Annotated in this window: 17 protein-coding genes; 6 read left to right on the top strand and 11 right to left on the bottom strand. The window is 62.9% G+C overall.

The window, feature by feature from the left end; translation table 11 throughout:
* Nucleotides 1-7: 7 nt before the first annotated feature.
* Nucleotides 8-1,195: a CaiB/BaiF CoA transferase family protein gene (locus AC3WQS_RS11375; RefSeq protein ID WP_020906242.1), complete on the bottom strand. Its 1,188-nt coding sequence runs from the start codon at nucleotides 1,193-1,195 to the stop codon at nucleotides 8-10.
* 324 nt (nucleotides 1,196-1,519) lie between these two features.
* On the opposite strand from AC3WQS_RS11375, the gene AC3WQS_RS11370 reads away from it, so the two are divergent.
* The 5 genes from AC3WQS_RS11370 (at nucleotide 1,520) to AC3WQS_RS11350 (ending at nucleotide 7,450) form a co-directional block, all read left to right on the top strand.
* On the top strand, nucleotides 1,520-3,013 hold the full coding sequence (locus tag AC3WQS_RS11370; RefSeq protein ID WP_020906241.1) for an aldehyde dehydrogenase family protein: 1,494 nt from the start codon (nucleotides 1,520-1,522) through the stop codon (nucleotides 3,011-3,013).
* 76 nt (nucleotides 3,014-3,089) lie between these two features.
* Nucleotides 3,090-4,262: an FAS1-like dehydratase domain-containing protein gene (locus AC3WQS_RS11365; protein WP_020906240.1), complete on the top strand. Its 1,173-nt coding sequence runs from the start codon at nucleotides 3,090-3,092 to the stop codon at nucleotides 4,260-4,262.
* Nucleotides 4,259-5,863 carry a class I adenylate-forming enzyme family protein gene (locus AC3WQS_RS11360; RefSeq protein WP_020906239.1) on the top strand — a complete coding sequence of 535 codons (1,605 nt, stop codon included), beginning with the start codon at nucleotides 4,259-4,261 and terminating at the stop codon, nucleotides 5,861-5,863. The genes AC3WQS_RS11365 and AC3WQS_RS11360 overlap by 4 nt, the downstream gene beginning before the upstream one ends.
* Nucleotides 5,860-6,633 (top strand): enoyl-CoA hydratase/isomerase family protein, encoded by a 774-nt coding sequence (locus AC3WQS_RS11355; RefSeq protein WP_020906238.1) that lies wholly within the window; start codon nucleotides 5,860-5,862, stop codon nucleotides 6,631-6,633. Before AC3WQS_RS11360 ends, AC3WQS_RS11355 begins: the two co-directional genes overlap by 4 nt.
* 46 nt (nucleotides 6,634-6,679) lie before the next feature.
* A complete protein-coding gene (locus AC3WQS_RS11350; protein WP_020906237.1) occupies nucleotides 6,680-7,450 on the top strand; it encodes an IclR family transcriptional regulator in 771 nt (256 codons plus the stop codon).
* A gap of 25 nt (nucleotides 7,451-7,475) precedes the next feature.
* On the opposite strand, the gene AC3WQS_RS11345 is transcribed toward AC3WQS_RS11350, so the two are convergent.
* The 6 genes from AC3WQS_RS11345 to AC3WQS_RS11320 all read right to left on the bottom strand — a co-directional run bounded on the left by AC3WQS_RS11345 (nucleotide 7,476) and on the right by AC3WQS_RS11320 (nucleotide 13,866).
* Nucleotides 7,476-8,150: a 2,3-bisphosphoglycerate-dependent phosphoglycerate mutase gene (locus AC3WQS_RS11345; protein WP_020906236.1), complete on the bottom strand. Its 675-nt coding sequence runs from the start codon at nucleotides 8,148-8,150 to the stop codon at nucleotides 7,476-7,478.
* Nucleotides 8,151-8,229: 79 nt separating this feature from the next.
* Nucleotides 8,230-9,600 (bottom strand): MFS transporter, encoded by a 1,371-nt coding sequence (locus AC3WQS_RS11340; RefSeq protein ID WP_020906235.1) that lies wholly within the window; start codon nucleotides 9,598-9,600, stop codon nucleotides 8,230-8,232.
* Between the two features lie 30 nt (nucleotides 9,601-9,630).
* Nucleotides 9,631-10,011 carry a carboxymuconolactone decarboxylase family protein gene (locus AC3WQS_RS11335; protein ID WP_020906234.1) on the bottom strand — a complete coding sequence of 127 codons (381 nt, stop codon included), beginning with the start codon at nucleotides 10,009-10,011 and terminating at the stop codon, nucleotides 9,631-9,633.
* Between the two features lie 35 nt (nucleotides 10,012-10,046).
* Entirely contained in the window at nucleotides 10,047-10,973 is a 927-nt protein-coding gene (locus tag AC3WQS_RS11330) for an NAD(P)-dependent oxidoreductase (RefSeq protein WP_020906233.1), read from the bottom strand.
* Between the two features lie 345 nt (nucleotides 10,974-11,318).
* Complete coding sequence (locus tag AC3WQS_RS11325) at nucleotides 11,319-12,371, bottom strand: NAD(P)-dependent alcohol dehydrogenase (RefSeq protein ID WP_020906232.1); 1,053 nt, start codon at nucleotides 12,369-12,371, stop codon at nucleotides 11,319-11,321.
* A 31-nt stretch (nucleotides 12,372-12,402) separates the two neighbouring features.
* Nucleotides 12,403-13,866, bottom strand: coding sequence for an aldehyde dehydrogenase family protein (locus AC3WQS_RS11320; RefSeq protein WP_169801338.1), 1,464 nt, complete (start codon nucleotides 13,864-13,866; stop codon nucleotides 12,403-12,405).
* Nucleotides 13,867-14,154: 288 nt separating this feature from the next.
* On the opposite strand from AC3WQS_RS11320, the gene AC3WQS_RS11315 reads away from it, so the two are divergent.
* The gene (locus tag AC3WQS_RS11315; protein WP_020906230.1) at nucleotides 14,155-15,414 is read left to right on the top strand and encodes an MFS transporter; all 1,260 of its coding nucleotides are present in this window, start codon (nucleotides 14,155-14,157) and stop codon (nucleotides 15,412-15,414) included.
* Here the strand turns inward: AC3WQS_RS11315 and AC3WQS_RS11310 are convergent.
* The 4 genes from AC3WQS_RS11310 to AC3WQS_RS11295 form a co-directional block, all read right to left on the bottom strand.
* On the bottom strand, nucleotides 15,367-16,779 hold the full coding sequence (locus tag AC3WQS_RS11310; protein ID WP_024488181.1) for an MFS transporter: 1,413 nt from the start codon (nucleotides 16,777-16,779) through the stop codon (nucleotides 15,367-15,369). The genes AC3WQS_RS11315 and AC3WQS_RS11310 overlap by 48 nt on opposite strands.
* 347 nt (nucleotides 16,780-17,126) lie before the next feature.
* Nucleotides 17,127-18,545, bottom strand: coding sequence for an aldehyde dehydrogenase family protein (locus tag AC3WQS_RS11305; protein ID WP_020906228.1), 1,419 nt, complete (start codon nucleotides 18,543-18,545; stop codon nucleotides 17,127-17,129).
* On the bottom strand, nucleotides 18,542-19,690 hold the full coding sequence (locus AC3WQS_RS11300) for a zinc-binding dehydrogenase (protein WP_020906227.1): 1,149 nt from the start codon (nucleotides 19,688-19,690) through the stop codon (nucleotides 18,542-18,544). Before AC3WQS_RS11300 ends, AC3WQS_RS11305 begins: the two co-directional genes overlap by 4 nt.
* A 64-nt stretch (nucleotides 19,691-19,754) precedes the next feature.
* Nucleotides 19,755-20,507: an N-acyl homoserine lactonase family protein gene (locus AC3WQS_RS11295; RefSeq protein ID WP_492712727.1), complete on the bottom strand. Its 753-nt coding sequence runs from the start codon at nucleotides 20,505-20,507 to the stop codon at nucleotides 19,755-19,757.
* Nucleotides 20,508-20,528: the final 21 nt, after the last annotated feature.

The following is a 20,528-nucleotide window of genomic DNA, read 5'->3' as shown; positions in this document are numbered from 1 at the left end:
ACAAAACTCAGATCGCGCCTTCGAAGTGGAGGGCTGCGACCTCGTCCTCCGTCATTCCGAGTTCGTCCCGCAGGATCGTGTCGGTGTCGGCACCGAGTCCGTGCGCACGATCCGGCTCGACCATCGGAGAGTCGGACAAAAACAACGGACTGCCCAGCGTCAACCACCTGCCAGACTCGTCGTCCATCCACCTCAGCACCCCACGCGCCTGAACGTGCGGATCATCCATCAGTTCGGCGAGGCTGAGCACCGGTGCGGTCGGGATTCCCGTCCTCGACAGAAGGTGTGCGACTTCCTGCTTGGTGTGCGCTGACGTCCACCGCTCCACCAGCACGTCCACCTCGTCCGAGTGCGCTGTACGACCCGACATGGTGCTGTACCGATCGTCCTTGGCATCCGGGTCGTCCATGACTCCGCACAACCTCTCCCAGTGAGATTGGGTGGGACACAGCACTGTCACCCAGCCGTCGGTGGTCCGGTACGCGTTGTAGGGCACCACGGCGAGCCCGCCGTGCCGGTTGCCCGTGCGCTCGGGCATGGCGCCGTTGCTGTTGATGTGACCGGCAATGTTCGACGACAGCGCCGGAAGGATCGCATCCTGCAGCGCGACCTCGACGTGTTGTCCGCGGCCGGTGTGTTCACGTTGATACAGCGCGGCCAGGACCCCGCTGAACATGTGGGTGCCTGCCATGAAGTCCACGACTGACGGTCCGGTGCGCACGGGTGCGCCTTCCATGAACCCCGTCGTGCTCATGATCGCGGTGCGGGCCTGAATTGTCAGATCCATCGCGGGTTCACCCGCATAGGGTCCGAACGATCCGAAGCCGGTTCCCGACGCCATGATCAGCCGTGGGTTGATCGCGCACAGAGCGTCGTATCCCAGCCCGAACCTGTCCATCGCGCCGGGCGAGAGGTTCTGGATGAGAACGTCGGCTTGCTCGACCAACTTGCGAACGATCTCTTGCCCCTTGGGATGCTTGAGGTCGACCTTCATCGCCCGTTTTCCGGAGTTCAGCATGGTGAACTGCACGGATGAGCCGTCGTGGTCGGCGCTCGGCAGCCGGCGGTAGGGATCGCCCTCGGGAGCCTCGATCTTGATCACGTCTGCGCCCAGACGAGCGAGCAACATGGAGCAGTAGGGGGCGAAGTAGAACTGACCTACACAGATGACCTTCACACCGCTGAGTGCCGGCATCGGCAGACCTCCAACTTCGTATTTACGGACAATGGTTTGTTATTAAGAACACTAGGACGGCCGCAACGTGCTGTCAATCACTGGGCGTCAAGTGGCCCACGCTGCAACATCAAGAGATCGTGAGCCTTGACACAGTCCGCAGGCGGTCGATACGTTCAAAGTATCCATAAATCAGGACTGATGTTTCTATATAAGAACACAGAATGGAGTGAGAACGAATCCCGTCATTCCTTCGGGGCCGACTCACCCCACCTGCACGAGACAACCGATTCGATCACTGCCCGCATAAGCGTGGACCGAAAGATCAATTCAAGAGGAGAAACGATGTCGCTCTCACCAGCAAATGCTTGGGCGTACCCGGAGAGCCTGAAGGAAGCGGACAGCGTGCCGATGCTCGTCGACGGCGCCTGGATCGAGGCCGCATCCGGCGAGACGTTCCCGACCTACGACCCGGGCACCGGTGAGGTGATCGCGAACGTGGCGCTCGCCGGGGAAAAGGACACCGATTTCGCAGTCGCTGCGGCGCGGCGCGCGTTCGACGAACAACGGTGGATGCGCCTGGCTCCTCAGCAGAGGGGCGCGATCCTCTGGCAGGCCGGGCAGATCATGCGGGACAACGTGGATGCTCTCGCCGCGCTGGAGAGCCGCAACATGGGAATTCCCGTTCCGCAGGCACGGTCGATGGTGCTCGAAGCGGCGGCTCAATATCAGTACTACGGCGGCTGGGCGGACAAGATCCACGGTCAGACCATCGATCTGGGACCCGGGGAGAAGCGCATCCAGGGTTACACGCTCCGCGAGCCGGTCGGCGTCGTCGCGATGATCGTCCCGTGGAACGCTCCCATCATCTCTGCGTCGAAGAAGCTCGCTCCCGCCCTTGCGGCCGGGTGCACGTGCGTGCTCAAGCCCGCCGACGAAACCCCACTGACTGCGCTGTGGCTGGGACAAATTCTCACCGAGGCCGGCGTGCCAGACGGCGTGGTGAACGTGATCACCGGCCCCGGTCCGACAGTGGGCGCTGCCCTGACTGCCCACCCGGATGTCGACGCCGTGGCGTTCACCGGTTCCACCGACGTCGGCCGAACCATTGTCCACGCGTCGACGGGCAACATGAAGAAGCTCTCGCTCGAGCTCGGCGGCAAGTCGCCGGTCATCGTGATGCCTGACGCCGACCTCGCCGCCGCAATTCCCGGAGTTGCGGGTGCGGTGTTCTGGAACACGGGCCAGGTGTGCGCTGCAGGAACGCGACTGTTCGTTCACGAGTCGGTCTACGACGAAGTGGTCAACGGTGTCGCGGCCGAGGGCCGCAAACTGCGCATCGGATACGGAACCCAGCCCGACGTGGATCTCGGACCGTTGATTTCCCGCAAACAGCTCGACCGGGTCACGTCCTACGTCGATGCCGGTGTCAACGCCGGCGCAACCGTCCTCTCCGGTGGCAACCGCGTAGGCGACGCAGGGTACTTCTTCGAACCGACCGTACTCGTCGACGTCGATCAGTCGATGAGCGTCATGCGCGAGGAGATCTTCGGACCGGTCCTCGGTGTGATGCCGTTCTCGGACATCGACGAAGCAGTGGCGCTCGCCAACGACAGCTCCTATGGGCTCGCTTCGAGTGTATGGACAGCGGACGGCTCGGTCGGCCACTCCATTGCCCGACGTCTACGTGCGGGCCGCGTGGGAATCAACGTCCATCGCGCCGGTGGTGTGTACATGCCTGCGGGCGGCTACCGGCAGTCGGGATGGGGCCGAGAGAACGGACTGGACGGCCTCGACAGCTACCTCGAGACGAAGTCCGTGGTGTCGACGCTGGCGTAATCCGCCATTGACCACAGCAGATACGGCATATAAGTTCTTAAATACGAACTTTCTTTTCTAATTACGGACGGACACTATGACGCAGACTGCAGAACCTGAAATCGGCAAGAGCCTGGCAGAGGGCAAGTTCACGGACGAGATGCTCGAGAAGATGCGTGCGTTGATCGGCACCGAGCTACGCACGGCCGGTTCCGTGAACAACGAATACGCCACACGTTTGGCAATCCTTCGGTTCGCCGAGGGCATCGGCGACGACAACCCGCTGTGGACGGACGAGGCATACGCCGCCGGCACTGCGCACGGCGAACTCATCGCTCCCCCGAGTTTCATCTTCGCCTGCCTCGGCTCCGTCCAGGTCGGATGGCCCGGACTGGGCGGCTTCCACGCCGAGACCAACATGGAGTTCCACCACCCCATCAGGGTCGGGGACAAGATCACCGCGCGCGTGGTGTTCGACGGATTCGACGGGCCCATCGACGCCAGCAAGTTCGCCGGCCGCCGCATCAAGGATTACCTGCGGCAGGAATACCGGAACCAGAACGACGAACTTGTCGCCACGTTCATCTGCTCCCGCATGCGATTCGAGCGCACCGAGATGCAGGCCAAGCGAGAGTCACGCAAGATCGAATTGCCACACCCGTGGACCGATGCCGAACTGGCGAGGGTCGACGCCGATGTGCTGGCGGAGTCGCCACGCGGCGCCGAGAAGCGCTACTGGGACGACGTTCAGGTGGGCGACGACCTCGGCATCATCACCAAGGGCCCGATCGGTCTGACGGACGAGATCGCGTTCGTCGCCTCCGGTGCCGCACCGATCCCCCGGCTCGCCGCACACGGTGTCGCTCTGCGCCGATACAAGAAGCACCCCAAGTGGGCATTCCGAGACCCGAACACGCACGCACTCGAGCCCGTGTACTCGGTCCACTACAACGATTACGCCGCGAGCCTCCAGGGCGCACAGATGGCCTATGACGTGGGCATCCAACGCACCTGCTGGCAGATTCATCACCTGACCAACTGGATGGGCGACGACGGGTTCTTGAAATCGCTGCACGACCAGTACCGTTCGCACGTCTACCTCTCCGACGTGGTCAGGCTCGGGGGCAAGGTCACGGAAAAGCTTGTCGACGGCGACGGCGATCATGTGGTCAAGGTCGAGACCTGGGCGACCAACCAGCGCGAGCAGTCCGTGATGCCCGGTTCGGCGGTCATCCGTCTCCCCTACCGCGCCGAGGCGGCTGCGAAGTGACCACCACGCAAGCCGCGAGATCGGCCACGTCGAAGTCCGAAAGATGGGGCTCCGACATCGAACCCGTGACGGTCGGCGACCTGACATTCCGGATGTACTCCGAGCGTCCGCACCGGCTGGGATCGCTCCTCACGTTTGCGTCCCGGTGGGGGGACCGCGCGCACATCGTGCAGGGTGAGCGGGTGGTGACGTTCGAGCAGTTCCGCGCATCGGTCGATGCCCGCGCCCACGAGTTCACCTCTGCCGGAATCGGATCCGGCGATCGGGTCGTTCTGCTGGGGTTCAACAGCCCGGAGTGGATCGTCAACTTCTGGGCCACCGTAGCTGTGGGCGGCGTCGCCGTTCTCGCCAATGCGTGGTGGAGCGAGGAAGAGTTGGTCAGCTCCCTCGAACTCGTGGAACCTGTGTTGGTCCTCGCGGACGAGCGCATCGCTTCCCGCGTTCCGGACCGATACAAGGTCGCCACGTGGTCGCCCACGGCCGATCCGTCGCCGACCGCAGCCACTCCATTCGTTGACCCAGGCACAGCCGAAGAGGACCCAGCGGTGGTGATTTTCACGTCGGGAACCTCGGGCAAGCCCAAAGGTGTTGTCCTGTCTCACCGTTCATTGCTCTCCGGACTGCAGATGCTGCTCGACATCACTCGGCGACTACCCCACCTGGTCGACGAGACGGCCGGCGAGTCCGCACTGCACACCGGTCCGATGTTCCACGTCGGCGGCGTCCAGACCCTGCTGCGGGCGATCTGCGTCGGAGACACGCTTGTCATGCCTGCCGGCCGATTCGACCCCGCCGAAGCCATCCGGCTCGTCGAGGACTGGAAGATCCGACGATGGAGTGCGGTGCCCACCATGGTCACCCGCGTGCTCGAACATCCCGACGTTCGGACTCGTGACCTGACAACGCTGCGAGCTGTCACCGTCGGCGGAGCCCCTGTCGGCGCAGAGTTTCTCGAACGACTGCGCACCGGGTTGCCCGGCGTCGAACCTCGCGTCGCCACCGGCTACGGACTGACCGAGAACGGTGGCCAGGGAGTGGCGGCGTCCGGCAAGGACACCGTCAAACACCCAGGGACGACCGGACGGGCTCTGCCGTGCGTCGAGATCTCCATCGCACCGCGACCCGAACTCCCCGACGGTGAGATCCTGCTGCGCAGCCCCACCCAGATGCTCGGTTATCTCGGCGAAATCGAATCCCCGATCGACAGCGACGGTTGGTTGCACACCGGCGACCTGGGACACCTCGACGACGAGGGGTACCTCTGGATCACCGGCCGATCCAAGGACATGATCATCCGGGGCGGCGAGAACATTGCCCCGGCTTCTGTCGAGGCCGCACTCGTACGCCTGCCCGAGGTCAAGGACGCGGTCGTCTTCGGGGTACCGCACTCGGATCTCGGTGAGGAAGTGGCGGCGGCTCTCGTACTCGAGTCCGATGTCGACCCGACGCAGTTCGGTGATCGACTGCGCGGCACCATCGCCTCGTTCGCCGTCCCCACGCGATGGATCGTCGTCACCGAGGATTTTCCGGTCAACCACGCAGGCAAGATCGACAAGAACGCCGTCGTTGCCGATGCACGCACGAAGGTGGAGTCCCGATGACGACTACAGCCGAGACCGTCACCACCGAGACGATCGCAGTCGATGTGCAAGGCAACGTCGGGATCGTCGAGATACGCCGCGGGCCACACAACTTCTTCGATGAGAACAGCCTGAAGGAGTTGGCGGACGCGCTCGTCAACCTCGACACAGATCCATCCGTGCGCGTCGTGGTTCTGTGCGCGGAGGGCAAGAGCTTCTGCGCGGGCGCCGATTTGCGCGGCGTCGATCAGCACATGCTGCGACGCGTCTATCGCGCGGCGTCGCAATTGTTCACCACTCGCAAACCGATCATCGCGGCCATTCAGGGCGCGGCGGTCGGCGGCGGACTCGGACTCGCGATGGCGGCGGATTTCCGCGTGGCCGGGCCCAGGGCACGGCTCACTGCGAACTTCGCTCGGCTGGGCTTTCATCACGGGTTCGGACTGTCGGTGACGTTGCCGGCGGCAATCGGCCAGCAATACGCACTCGACTTGCTGTATTCCGGCCGTAATGTCGACGCGGCGGAAGCGCTCGCGCTCGGGCTCGTCGACCGAATCACCGATGACGATCCCCGCACCACGGCTCTCGACTGGGCGACGGATATCGCCCGGTCGGCGCCGTTGTCCCTCACCGCAATCAGGTCCACCCTCCGGCGTGACCTGGCCTCGCGTGTGGTCGCAGCGCTGGACGAGGAAGCTACGGCGCAGACCGCACTTCTTCACTCTGCTGACTTCGCTGAAGGTGTAGCCGCATCCATCGGGAAGAGACCACCGGAATTCAGCGGATCATGATCGCCGACCTGCGGCGGACGAGGACCTACAGTGAGGATGAGGTTAAATGGTGGCTGTGACCGAGGAACCGAGTGCAGGCCAAGACCGCGAACCTCAGAACCATCGCACGATCGACCGTGTGACACGCATCCTCGAAGAGGTCGTCTACAACCCCGGCATGACCTTCGCCGAGCTGTCGCGCGCGATCGACGCGCCGAAGAGCTCCGTGTACGGCTTCATCCGTGGTCTCGTCGCCGCAGGTTGGTTGTATCAGGACAACACTCGTTTCTACATCGGACCCGCGTTGCACGGCTTGACCTTGGCCAGTGGACATCTGCGCGCCGGGTCCGTCACTGACGCCGATCTGCAGGCGCTACACGAGGCGGCCGGAGTCACCGTGTTCCTCGGAGTTCAGGCGGGAGACGATCTCATCTACGTCTCCGAGGTCGGTGCCGATCTCCTCGCGGGTTTCGCAGCTCGGTCCAACATCCGACGCGGGTTGCTCGAGACAGCCGGCGGCAAGGCGTTGCTCGCGGAACTGGCCCCCGAACATCGCGACGCCTATTTGCGTCGGCGTGGGCGCGAGGAGAACGATCTAGTCGACGAATTCCTCACCCAGTACGACGACATCAAACGCACTGGAATCGCCCAGAACACCTTGCACAACGGCACCCGCTACGCACTCGCCACCGTCGTGCGCGGCCCGAACGGGAAGGCGGCGGCCGAAGTCACTCTGGTCGGCCCCACGTCCCGCATGGAGCCTCGGGCGGACGAACTTCGCGCCCTGCTGCTCGAACATGTTCAGAAGTGGCAGAACCGCGCCACGAAGACCCGTTGAATCGTTGATTCAACGGGCGCCCGTTTCACATCGGGCGCAACGACTCGTCGAGCGTGAGCCATAGCGGCTCACCGGTGGATATCTGAATCTGATCCGCCTCGGACCTGGGTATGCCATGCAGGTGAATCAACAACGTGCGCAGCACATTCCCGTGAGCGACAACCAAAACTGTCTTTCCCGAACGTAAGTCGGGAACAACGGAGCCCGTCCAGTGCGGCAGCAGCCTGGTCGTAACGTCGTGGAGCGATTCCGTCTTCGGCACATCCACGCATGACGATTGGTAACGGATCTCACGGTCCTGCCCCCATGGCGATCCCGGTTCGAGGGGAGGCGGCGCCTCGTCGAACGATCGACGCCATCGCTTGAATTGATCCGCGCCGAACTTGTCTCGAATATCCCCACGGCTGCAACCCTGCAGCGCGCCGTAGTGTCGTTCGTTGAGCCGCCACGTGCGGCGTACCGGAATCCAGTGGCGATCCGTCGTGTCGAGAACGGTGTTTGCTGTCGAGATCGCCCGTCGCAGAAGCGAAGTGTGTACGACATCAGGAAGGACGGCTGCCTCTGTGATTGCGTGGCCGGCGCGGATCGCCTCTTCGCGACCGCCATCGGTCAGTGGAATGTCCACCCATCCAGCGAACCTGTCGTCGGCATTCCACGTGCTTTCGCCGTGGCGCAACAGGATCAGATGTGTGCCGGGCATACTGAATCTCCTCGTGTTCCACCGACGTCGATCGCCGCTGCGCCCGGTCGGGGCGCAGCGGCGATCGGGTCGGATTCTCTCAACTGGGGGTGGGGGCCGCGGATCGACGTGACACTTCATCCGAGTCAAGTTCGTACTGTTTGGTCTCACCGATCACGAGAACACAGATGATGGAGACCAAAGCGATGCCCGCCATAACACACCCGAATGCGAAGCTTCCCCAGGTGGAGATGATCGGTGTCGCGATCAGGGGCGGAATTGCTCCACCGAGCATTCCGGCCAGGCTGTAGCTCAATCCCGTTGCAGTATAACGGTATCGAGTCGCAAATTGCTCGGACAGGAATGCGCCGAGCGGCCCTGTCGCGAGCCCGGAGATGAACATCGTGACCGGCACGCCGAGGGCGAACGCAAGATGCGATCGGGTATCGAGAAGCGGGAACAGGGTCAGCGTCCAGATGACGGCTAGGACACCGGCGATCAAAATCATCCGGCGACGGCCGATACGGTCCGACAACACGGCACCGAGGAGAACGGCGACCGAAATCGCCACGCCGCCGAGAACGGCGATCGTCAACACGAACGGGCGTTCCAACTCCAGGGTGCCACTTCCGTAGCTGACCAGGTATGGACCACCCACGTAGGTGAGCGACAGGGTCATCGCGGTGGCGCCGGTGGCCAACAGGATCTGCAGAGGCTGATGCTTGAACGCGTCGAAGAACGGGGTGCGGGTGACGCCTACGACCTTGGCTTGCTTTGCGAACACCGGTGTTTCGTCGATCGAGAGCCGAACCCAGAGGCCGACACCGATCAGTAGGAAGCTGGCGAGGAACGGCACACGCCAACCCCAGTTCAGGAACGTCTCGTCGCTCATCGTCAGCGCCGTGATCAAGAATGTGGCATTGGACAGGATGATGGCGATGCCACCGCCGAACGACGGGAAGGATGACCAGAAGCCGCGTTTGGCTTTCGGTGAGTGTTCCGAGACGAACAGGACTGCGCCGCCCCACTCGCCACCGGCCGCGAGCCCCTGCAAGATGCGCAGGAACACAATGATGATCGGTGCTGCCACACCGATCGTGTTCGCCGTGGGCATGAGACCGACCAGAACGGTCGAGATGCCCATCAGGAGCATCGTGGCGATCAGCGTCTTCTTACGGCCGATCTTGTCACCGAAATGGCCGAACAGAATACTACCGAACGGCCGGGCGACGAATGCCACACCGAGTGTCGCGAACGAAGCCACAGTTCCAGCAGCGGTGCCGAGCGCAGGGAAGAACAACGTCGGGAACACCAGTGCCGCAGCGGTTCCGTATATACCGAAATCGTAGAACTCGATGACGGTGCCGACGAAGCTGGCTGCAGCCACCTTCTTCATCTTCGGTGGCGTGGTAGCGCCGGTCGACGGTGGCGGCACGGCGGGATCCGTGACTGCGTCCGATCTCTGTGTCATGGGGTGTAGCTCCTAGTTGGAGGGAATGAATCAGTCGAGATGCCCACCGGCGCGAAGAACTTCCTCGGCTACCCGGAAAGCCTCTCCGGCGGCGGGAAGTCCGCAGTACACCGCGGTCTGGAGCAGAATCTCCTTCAGTTCGTCGACGGTGCACCCATTGGTGAGAGCGCCCTCGATGTGGTGTGCCAGCTGAGCCGGCCGATTCAACGCCGTCAGCATTGCGATGTTGAGAATGCTCCGCTGCTTGCGGCTGATGCCGTCACGTGACCAGGTGCGCCCGAAGCACACCTCCTCCGAGTAGTCCTGAATGACGTCGTTGAAGGAGTTGCGCTTCTTGTCCTTCTTCTCGACGTAATCGGGGCCCATCAGTTCGCCCAAGATCTGACGGCCGGTTTCTCTGGTGGTGCTCAACGCGTGCTCCTATGGGGTAGAGGGTGGGGGAAAAATCAGCCGCGGTCGAGGACACTCTGGACCTCGTCGGCAGACAGCTTGATGGTGACGCCGGCGCGTTCGTTCTGGAGCTCCATCGGAGACTGCGAATCGCGTCCTCCCCATCCGCGCGAAAGCGCTTCCTTGAAGTCCGCCTGCGCGAGTTCGGCGAGTCGCATCGGAACGTCGTGCTCTTCGGCCAACTCGAGCGAGAGCCGAAGATCTTTGTCCGCCAACGCCAAAGCGAAGGAAGCCGGTTCGTACGCGCCCTGCAGGTACCGATCACCGATGCGGTCGAACGTGCGCGCGCGTCCGATGGCACCTTGACGCATCGCGTGCCAGAGCGACTCGGGCTCGACCCCGGCTTTCACACCCATTGTCATGACCTCGGCGATGGCCGCCCGGATGGTGATGCTGGCGCAGTTGTGGACGAGCTTGGCCACGTTGCCGGCTCCGACCTCTCCGACGTACAGGACCTTGTCTCCGATGGCATCGAGGATGCTGCCGTGCTGTTCGAACGAATCCTTGTCACCGCCGATGTAGATGGCGAGCTTGCCCGACTTGGCCCCTTTGGGTCCGCCACTGACCGGTGCATCGAAGAGTTCGATCCCGGCCGCGCGGCATGCGACGTCGACCTCTCGGACGACCGTCGGGGAGTTGGTGGTCAGGTCGTACCAGACGGCCCCGCGGTGCAGCGTGCTGATCAAACCGTTCTCGCCCAGCCCGACCTCTTTCATCTGGACCGGGCCAGGGAGGGAGGTGAAGACGATGTCGACCGACCTACCGAGGTCCGCGATCGACTCCGCCCACGTTGCGCCGGCGTCGACGAACTCTGTTCCACGGTCACGATCGAGATCGAAGACGATCAGGTCGTAGCCCGCCTTCAGGAGGTTGTGCGCCATCCCTGACCCCATACCTCCGAGGCCGATGAACCCTACCTTCATGAGCGATTTCCTCTCCTGCGTCAACCGAGTACGACACTGAACGGCTCTCCGTATTGTGCGTATATACGTATTTGTGTTCCTTATCAGGAACCAATGTGAACACTAATGTGGTCGCAGTCACTCGTCAAGGTGCACGGATCTCGCTGTCACATATGCGACCCCCAGGGAGCGCCCGACACGGAACAAGCAACGGAAACCAGATACGCGCCTTCGAGGACTGCGTGGATGAAACTCCATACAGGCGTGAGTGTTTCAGCGCACGCGCAGTGGAGCCACCTTCAGGTCAACCGACGAACGCAATGCGCCCCGCACCTCGAGGTGCGGGGCGCATCGGGCGACCGTTACTTACCGTTGCGTCGCAAGCGTTCCTACGTCGAGCACCATTCGGTACCGAACGTCTCCGGCGGCGACGCGGTCGTACGCGCTGTCGATCTCGTCGGCGCCCACTGTTTCGATTTCGGCGACGATCGAGTGCTCGGCGCAAAAGTCGAGCATCTCCTGCGTTTCTCCGATTCCGCCGACCAAAGTGCCCGCCAGCGAGCGGCGGTTGTAAAACAACGAGAACACGTCCAAGCTGACCGGATTGTGCGGAACCCCGAGCTGAACGAACGTCCCGTCGAGGGCCAGCATCTTCAGAAACAAGTCGTAGTCGAGGTTTGCCGGCACGGTGGACACGATCAGCTCGAAGGCGCCTTCGAATTCCTTGAAGATTCCGGCGTCGGTCGACAGACGATAGTCGTCGGCGCCAAGCCTGATCGCGTCGTCATGCTTGTCCATCGTCAGATCGAACACTGTGGTGTGGGCTCCGAGAGCCCGAGCGATCGCCACTCCGACATGGCCGAGGCCGCCGAATCCGACGATCGCTATCCGAGACCCCGGTCCCGCTTTCCAGTGTCGCAGTGGCGAATACATGGTGATCCCAGCGCACAGCAGTGGCGCTGCCTGGTCGAGCGGGATGGCATCGGGGATGCGCAGGACATATCCCTCGTCCACGACGATCTTCTCACTGTATCCGCCGAGAGTAATTCGCCCGTCTCGCCCCATGGAGTTGTAGGTGCGCACGTGATCTTTGCGGCAGTACGGTTCCAAACCCGCTCGGCAGTAATCACATTCGCGGCACGAGTCCACGATGCAACCGACGCCGACGCGGTCACCCACCGCAAACTTGGTGACATCGGAGCCGACCTTTGACACAACTCCGGCGATCTCATGTCCAGGAACGAGCGGATAGTGCGTGGTCCCGAACTCGCTCCGCGCCCGTGACACGTCGGTATGACAGATCCCCGAGAATGCAATGTCGATCACCACATCTCCGGGACCAGGATCGCGTCGCTCGATCACCACTGCTTCGAAGGGAGCTCCCGGGGCAGACGTGGAGCGGGCATTCACTGTGAACATCTCGTTGACCTCGTTTCGAAAAGTCTGCTGATCAGCCGACCGACTTGTACTCGAGGAACTCTTCGATACCGTACCGGCCGAATTCGCGTCCGATACCGGACAATTTGAACCCTCCGTGCGGAGCGTGCGGGTTGATCGGCGACCCGTTGATGCGTATACGTCCGGCACGCAGCCTTTTGGCGAGTGACTTCGCCCGCTCGGCGTCGCCCGCCCAAATCGCCCCTGCAAGACCGTAATCGGTGTCGTTGGCGATACGGAAGGCGTCGTCCTCGTCGTCGAACGGCACGATGACGATGACGGGACCGAAGATCTCTTCGCGAGCGATACGCGAGGTATTGTCACCCGAAAACACTGTCGGGCGGACGAAGAAACCCGTCTCCAGGCCCTCGGGGGCTTCGGGTCCACCGGTCAGCAGACGGACGCCTTCGGACAGGCCGGACTCGATGTAACCCCGGATACGATCTCGTTGATTCACGTTGGCAACCGGCCCGAGAGTAGTGGCGGGGTCGTACGGGTCGCCAAGAACGAAACTCTCGGCCTTGCGTACGGCGAGTTCTTCCGCCTCGGCGAGTCGCGCACGCGGAACCAGCATGCGCGAGAGACCACCACACACCTGGCCGGAGTTGCGGAACGCGTCGTCTATCCCGTCGTCGACGGCGGCAGCCAGATCGGCGTCCTCGAGAATGACATTGGCGGACTTACCTCCGAGCTCGAGGGCAACCTTCTTGACCGAGCGCGACGCCAATTCCATGACACGGCTACCAGCGCGGACTGATCCCGTCAGCGAGATCATGTCGACGAGCGGGTGCGTCACCAATGCTTCACCGACGACCGGTCCATCGCCGGAGACGAGGTTGAACACACCGTCCGGCAGTCCGGCCTCGGCAACCATCTCGGCGAAGATGAACGAACTCAGTGGCGCAACTTCGGTGCCCTTGAGAACCACGGTGCAACCGGCTGCAATAGCCGCTCCCGCCTTCATGCAGACCATGCGCATCGGTCCGTTCCAAGGCGTGATCGCGGCGACCACGCCGGCGGCGTCTCGCGTCACCGTCGTGTTGCCGATCTCCTCGTCCCAGACAATGGTCGGCAGGCTCTCTGCAATGCTCTCGAGGTCCTGCACTGCTCCTGCTGCCTGGGAAACCGCTGCGATGTGGGCGGGTTGTCCGATCTCGCTCACGATGGCCGCCGTGATCTCATCGGCCCGGTCGGCGGTGAGCTTCGCCAGCTTCTGCAGCACCGCAATGCGCTCCTCTACCGAAGTCCGGGACCAGGCGGGAAACGCGGCCGCAGCCGCTTTTACTGCCTTGTCTACGTCCTCCACCGTGCCCGCCGGAATCGTCGCAACGGGCTCCTCTGTCACCGGGTTGACGACGGTGAGGACATCGGTCCCCGTAGACGGCACCCACGCGCCGTTGATGTAGATCTGATCGCGTTCGATCACCAGACACACTCCTCGATCACCGAAATGGCGGTCGGTGGTCCGACCTTCCATTTGTTCAAATATGCGCACTGCAGTTCGTAATAAAGAACACCGCCGAGAGTAGCTGTGACCGACGTCGCACGTCAAGGTTCGACGAACGGCTCCGATCACGGGGCAGGGTCGGTTCAGCTGCAGTCGAGCTTCGGGGATGCCACACCCGAACTTCTCGACGGTAATGTCTTCGGACGCACAGAAGGAGGCACTGCCAGTACCTGTATCGACAGACCCTTCTCCTCTTCGAACCCGCGAGGTTGGCTGGGACGCGTAGCGATTTCCAGGACAACGGAGTTTTCGAATGAAGTGCGTGACCGTACGATGATCAGCCCGTCGAGGGTCACCCTGCCACGCTCGGCTGCGTTCGTAGTCGCGTCGGCATCACTGATGCTGATCTTCCTTTCCTCCGGTACACCTATCCCGCTGTACAACACCTTTCGCGTCGAGGACGGGCTGACCGACGCAGATCTGGCCCTCACGACGGTCACCTACCTGTGCGTGACCGCGCTGTCGCTCCTCATGTTCGGTCGCCTGTCCAACCATCTGGGGCGGCGCCCGATGGCGATCATGGCCATGGTTTCCTCGATCGCGGGCACTGCGATTCTGACGCAGGTCCACACGCTGCCCATGCTCGTCGGTGGCCGTGCACTTCAAGGCCTGGCGTGTGGGATCGCATCGAGTGCAATCGGCGCCATGGTGATCGATCTCGCTCCGACCCGGCGGTATCCATGGTTGCCTGCGGTGATCACCAGTAGTGCACCGGCATTCGCGATTCCCCTCGGAGCGCTCATCTCCGGAGCGCTCATCGAGTTCGGTCCGGCACCGCGCCAACTGGGCTTCACATCCGTCGCCGTGGTGCTCTCGTTCTTCACCCTGCTGATGTTCGCGTGCCCCGAATCCGGTCGGCGCCGACCGGGCGCACTCCGATCGCTACTGCCCCGCGTGCACGTCCCCACGGGAGCCGGACGCGCAGTGCTCGCCGCCGGCGGCACCCTGGTCGCAACATGGTCGTTCAGCAGCTTCTACCAAGCGTTCGCGCCTGGTCTCACCGCGGACTACCTGGGTACCACCGACGCCCTGATGATCGCTGTAGTGTTCGCGTCGGTCGTCATCCTGTCGCCGCTCGGCGGGATCTGCACCGGACGGTGGCGCCCCTCCTCGGCTCAGCGAATGGGTCTCGCCTTGTTCGTTGCCGGTGCCATCGGCGCCGTCGTCTCGCTACACTATGCAGCAATCGCGCCTTTCCTCATCGCCAGTGCCACTGCGGGTTTCGCACAGGGAGCCGCAAACAGCGGTGGTATGCGCGGCGTTCTGGCCGGCCTGCCGGCAGAAGACCGCGCCGGCACTTTGTCCACTCTCTATCTCATCTCCTACACCGGAGGTGCAGTGCCCGGTCTCGTCGCCGGGCGGTTGACGAATACGATCGCGTTGCCCGACATCGGAACCGGGTACGTCGTGGTCGTGATCGTTGCCTCGATCGTCGCTGTGCTGGCCGGACTCACTTCGTATCGACCGCCCTCACGGACCGATGACTTCCGACCTGATCGCGTTGCCCATGTGTCGTGAGAAACCGATTCCGACGAGCAGCAGTGCAGAGACCCCGGCGATGAACCACCCGGTGCGGTGCAGTCCGGCGTCGTCCACCACATTGCCTGCGGTCATCTGCAGTGTGACCACAGCGAGGTTCGCACCGATGAACGCCGCAGTGCGGTACATTCCGATCGCGGTGCCCACCTCTTCGACCGTGGTCACCGAGTTAACCAGGCTCTGATTGCCGATGTTGTTGAACCCATTGGGTATTCCGAGGACCAACGCAACGAGAGCGAGCACCACCAGTGGTGCCGTACTGCTCTCCACGAGCGCGATCAGAACACCCCCGACGCACAGCGCGAACGTGCCGATCAGCAACGTAACCCGTGGGCCGTACCGTCGATAGGTCCGGGCTCCCAGTACGGTGGCGAAGACGCTCATGCCGGCCACGGGCAGCATCGTCAGGCCCGCTTCGATCGCGGTCATCCCCCGCGAGTATTGCAGCCACTGCGGAATGCCGAAGAAAATGAGGTAAAAGCACGAATAGGTGACGAGTGTTCGTGCGAGAGTCGCACTGAGAGCCCGGTTTCGGACCAGAGCCCGAACATCGATGAACGGTTCCGTTGCCCGCCGTTCCCACCACACGAACAGTGAGAGGAACACGACCGCCACGGGGAGCAACCACCACGTCGGCTGCGCGCGCATCGACACCAACCACAGCATCGTTGACGTGATGGCCACCAGGAAGAGAGCAATACCCGGAACGTCCAACGCGTGCAGAGCGTTTCGCGCGGTCAAGCGGCCACTCTGCACTCCCCCGAGATCGGCGCGCAGTACCGCGATCGCACTGAGAACGACGACCGGCAGGTTGACCCACAGGATTGACTGCCACCCGAACGTACCTACCAACAGTCCGCCCAAGGTCGGCCCCAATGCAGCGACCGACTGACCGCACATGACGAGGGTGGTGAGGGCAGTTCGCGACTGTCGCCGGTAGCGCTCGGCGTACGCGCGCACCATGGTCATCGCGTTCGGCATATGTACCGAAATTCCCATCGCAAGAACGACGTACGACGCGATCAGCATCGGCACACTTGGCGCGAACATGCCCGCCAGCGACCCGAGCGCCACGAGCACCAAGCCCGCAACGAACACCCTGCGGGCACCCAGCAACACACCCAGGCGGCCCGCCATCGGCGCGCACACCGCTGTGGTGATGTACATGGCCGAGATGATCCACGACACCCCCGCCGACGACCCGAATTGGGCAGCAATGCCAACTATTGCCACTGCGATCATCGACGAGTTCAAGGGCTGGAGAACAGTCCCCGACGCCGCAGCGAAGCGCACTCGTACCGGAATCGCGCCCAGATGTGCACCGGAGGATACGGATGCCGTCACGTTGAGACCAGCGGTTGATCGACGTCGCTGCATTCAGACTCGATCGCAGTAGCGAGCCATCCTCGTCGCTTGCCGCCGACCCGATCCAAGTGGGCCAGAGCCTGCAACTGGTCGATACGACCGTCCATATCGGACCCTCTCGTAGTAATTGATCAGCATTGCTGCCCACTCACCCCAGACGGTGCGGTTGCCCGAATGGCATATGCCTGTAAAAACCTTGCCTTCAAGACATCCCAGAGCCGACAGCGGTTGTTCGATGGTGGTGTGCAACTCGATCCGACGCCGGACGCCTACCTGAGAAACCGGTGGTGCCGGAGAACCGAACTGATCCACGACTGAGCGCGGGCTCAGCCGTGAACCGACTGATATTCCAGGTAATCCTCGATGCCGTGACGTCCCATCTCCCGGCCGATGCCGGACAGCTTGAGGCCGCCATGCGGTGCACGCATGTCGATGGGTGCTCCGTTGATGCGAACGCGTCCGGTCCTGATGCGGGTCGCGACCGAGCGTGCCTTGTCCAGATCCCCGGCCCACACGCCGCCCGCGAGTCCGTAGTCGGAGTCGTTGGCTATCCGCACCGCGTCGGCCTCGTCGTCGAACGGAATGATCACCACAACCGGTCCGAAGACCTCCTCGCGTGCGATTCGGTCCTGATTCGTTCCGGTGAAGACCGTCGGGCGAACATAGAAGCCCTTCTCGCCCAACCCGTCCGGCCGATCCAGTCCCCCGGTGACCAGCCGTACGCCCTCGTCGAGGGCTCGGCCGATGTGACTGCGGACCCGATCGTACTGAGCGCGGTTGGCGAGCGGACCGAGGTGGGTCGACGGGTCCACGGGATCTCCCACCACGAAGGACTCCGCCTTCGCCGCGGCGACTCGCTCGGCGTCGGCAACGCGGTCACGCGGCACCAGAATTCGTGTGAGTGCCCCGCACGCCTGGCCAGAGTTCCGGAATGCGTCCTCGATGCCGCCCGCAATTGCCTTCTCCAGATCGGCGTCGGCGAGGATGATGTTCGCGGACTTTCCGCCCAGCTCGAGCGCGACTCGCTTCACCGAGCGTGAAGCGAGCTCCATGACCCGGCTTCCCGCGCGCACCGAACCCGTCAGAGAGACCATGTCTATATCGGGATGCAGTGTGATCGCCTCTCCCACTTCGGGTCCCGTTCCCGTGACAATGTTGAGAACACCGGCCGGAAGACCCGCCTCCTCGGTGTACTTCGCCAGCAGAAAGGGCGTCAAAGGCGCCACCTCACTCGACTTGAGTACTACCGTGCAGCCGGCCGCGATGGCGGCGCCGGCTTTGAGGCATACCGATCGGATCGGGCCGTTCCAGGCGGTGATCGCTCCCACGACGCCGACGGGTAGTCGGCGGACGTTCGCGGTGCCCACTTGTTCTTCCCAGACGACGGTGGGCAGAGCGTCGGCGAAGTTACGTAAATCGTCGATCGTGGTCTGGGTCGACGCCTTCTGTGCCCAGGCGCGCGGCTGTCCGATCTCGGCCACGATCGAATCGGTGACTTCGTCACCGTTGCGCTCGATGATGTCCGCTAGAGATCTCAAGACGTCGACTCGATCGGCGACCGTGGACGTCGACCACTCGCCGAAGGCGCCGAAGGCTGCAGCGGCGGCAGTGTCGACGTCGGCGCTCGTTCCCCGCGCCACTTGGCCGATCAGTTCCTCAGTTGCCGGATTGACGATGTCGATGAACTCCGTGGCCGTCGAGTCGACCCATTTGCCGTTGGCGTAGAACTGCTCGTGACGAATCATTGCTGCCCACTTTCCGTGAGTGTCGGGTCGATGACGGGTTTGATTGCGCTGAGATCCTGCATTGCGCGCAACGCATTCGAAACTTGATGCAGGCCGTACCGGCCGGTCAGCATCTGATCGAAATCGAAACGGTCCTGCGTCGACGACAGGAATTTCATTGCCTGCCAGTAGTGCGATTCGGACGCCGACATGGAGCCGATGATGTCGAGGTGATTTCGCATGATCTTGGACGGTTGGATCTCGGCGAGCTGAGGACCGACCTGACCGCCGATCAGGAAACGCCCACCTCGCCGCACCATGTCGAGACCCTCGGCGAACGCTGTGCGTCCGCCCGACCACTCCTGGACGATCTCGGCACCGTGGCCGCCGGTCAGTTCTCGGACCGCCGCCACACGGTCCTCGGACGAGGATGCGTCCTCGACCGAAACGACGTCGTGAGCACCCCACGCCGTGGCCAGTTTCAGACGGGCGTCGGGTGCCCCGACTACGATGATGCGCTCGGCACCCGACTGCGCCGCGAGCGCCGTGGCGAACAATCCCAGTGGGCCCGCGCCCTGAATCACCACCGTCTGCCAGGGCTGGATTCGGCCGAGTCGCTCGTACGCGTTGAACACCGTTCGGAGAGCACAGCTTCCGGCCGAAGACCATTCGGACTTCACGTTGTCCGGAACCAACACTTTCCTCGACGAGGGATAGACGTACGTGTACTCGGAAAACGAACCGACAAGGTACGGATACTGCTCACAGTTGTCCCCGTAGTGCTTGCGATTGGCGCACAGGCTGGGCTGGTTCGCGACTGCACAGAAGTAGCACGAACCGCAGCGACCGGGCCCGAACACGATGCGGTCTCCCACGGCTACATCTCCACCACCGACCAGCGGTACTCGCCCCTCACCGAGCGCCACCACCCTGCCAGTCATCTCGTGCCCGGGAATGACCGGCGGCACGATAGGGCGAATTCCGCCCGCGCTCAGCGAGCCGTCCCAGACGTGAACATCACTGCCGCACACCGTGGCTGCTTCGATACGAACCAAGGCGCCGCCTGGCTCCAGCTCCGGTATCGGCACCTCGCGCACTTCGAGATCGCCGCCGAATTCGGTGATCACTGCGGCCCGGCTGTACTCCGGGATTTCGTATTTGGACATTGATTCTCCGTATTCAGGAATAACTGAAGCGCCTGCAAACGCCTTCAATGACGATGACCGAACTTCATTGCCCGAACTGGCCTTTCTCCAGCACCTTCGGGTCGTGGCTGGGCAGAGGTGTCCATCCTGTTTCCCTCAGGAACGCCAAGCTCGCTTTGTAGGCGTCAAGGTCGGAGAACCGGCCCGACGGCAGCGACTCGTCGAAGTTGCGGTAGGTGTCCACACAATCGCCGGTGATAACGAACGTGCCCGCGCCGGTATCGACGCGGACTCCCTGCGAACCGGGCGAGTGGCCCGGCAGGGGCACGACGCCGAGGCCAGGCGCGAGTTCGCAACTGCCGTCGACGGTTCGGATCCGGTCTTCCGCCAACGAAAAGATGGGCGCTTCGTCAGCGTGAAAACCGTACGCAGGCATATGCGCCTCGCACGGAGCGTGTGCGTAAGCCAGTTCCTTCTCCTGCAACACGATTTCCGCGTTCGCGAACACGTTGTTGTTCGAGCAGTGGTCCCAGTGCAGGTGCGTGTTGATCACGAGATCGACGTCGGCGGGGTTCACACCGATCCTGTCGAGGACGTTGTCGATTCGATTCGATTCGGGCACCACGTATCCGAAGGGGGTCATGCGAAGGATTTTCTCCTCGTCGGCAGGGCCGCCGGTATCGACGATCACCGTCCGCCCACCCGATCGCAGGACGTACATGATGAGCGGCATGTTCAGCGTGCGGCCGGACGTGTCCTGGTAGTAAATGTGTTCGACCGGAATGTCTGGCAGTAATCCGAGTTCGACGGCGTCGATCGTCCATCCAGCCGAAGTCATTTTCACGCTTCCTTTGTCATG

It is taken from the genome of Rhodococcus sp. FW305-130 (genome assembly GCF_058788335.1).
The sequence above is the reverse complement of the archived record's forward strand: the minus strand, read 5'-3'. Positions and strand labels throughout refer to the sequence as shown.